The sequence below is a fragment of the Psychrobacter sp. 5A.1 genome (assembly GCF_030407455.1).
Taxonomy (GTDB): Bacteria; Pseudomonadota; Gammaproteobacteria; order Pseudomonadales; family Moraxellaceae; genus Psychrobacter.
Map to the genome: position 1 here is coordinate 1 of NZ_JASDDJ010000134.1, position 1,158 is coordinate 1,158.

A 1,158-nucleotide genomic window follows, 5' to 3' on the forward strand; every position below is an offset into this window, starting at 1 on the left:
TGGATGGAAAATGACTTATCTAAATTGTTTTATGATATTTGTCCTAGCCATAACAGTTTTATTTTGAACTGACTATACATTAATATGGTCAGCGAGGATGACGATGTAGCAGATTTATATGGGTTTGACTATATTTCATGATATGGGCTGTATCGATTTTATATTAAACTAAATATATTAAGATTGATGTCTTTTATAACTTGCAGTATATAGTGAATTAGATTTTATAAAAAATAAACATTTTATTTGAATAACAGGTTTGATGATTTTATAGGTTTTAAAGGTAGGTTTGATTAAAGTTACGTGTATTTTTTTCTTGAATGAGGACATTGTTTATTACTCCTTATCTTTTATAAAGATATAGATTTTCTAAGAACTACATTCATCATTAAATAAAATGAACGCATGTGTTTTTGTATAATCGGTAAACTACTTTGGTTTACTATAGTAAGTCTAATCTAAAATAGATATAGCAAAGATTTAGTATATTTTCCATAGCCTCTATCTGCATAAGCATATCAAGCAAGAAAAACTGGTATCAGTAACATATTATAATATTTATACTTAGAACTAACCATAGAATACGTAATATAAAAAAGCAACTCAGCTCAAATCATTGAAAGTCGTGATGTAGAGCATTATAAGAGATTAAAATAAATTGAACCTTTTGGCTAAAAAAAGAAATGACATAATTAAATATGCAATGATTCAATTAGTGTCTAAAGCATTAAATTTAGCGGCACACTATATTATTGCCATTGTTACATTGGACGCCATATTTGGATATATTACTTTACTCCAAGCAACATTTACGGTTGCAATAACATTTTTTGGATTTAACCTCCAAAGTGCATTTGTCCGATATTTCTTTGAAAAGAAAATTAAGCATATTTTTGACACCTCTTTTCCAATTCTTTTATTTCTTTTTATAGCCTCATTAGTAATCACATTTATCGCGCTGATATATATTGATGTAAATAATCCCTATTATTACTTTTCGCTCCTACCAGTCATAGGATTCATACACGGTGTTGTAGGCATTATATCTATATTATCTAGAAGTAATTATGATTTAGTTACCTTTGCGATTAGCTCACTACTTAGGCCGCTTTTTGTATTTATCTTAGCGATAATTTTAATTTTCGTGAAGTTTAATAT

General features: G+C 27.7%; 1 protein-coding gene. It reads left to right on the forward strand.

The window, feature by feature from the left end; translation table 11 throughout:
* Positions 1–715: 715 nt before the first annotated feature.
* On the forward strand, positions 716–1,158 hold a 443-nt coding region (locus tag QL982_RS14415), incomplete at its 3' end, for a hypothetical protein (RefSeq protein ID WP_290190446.1).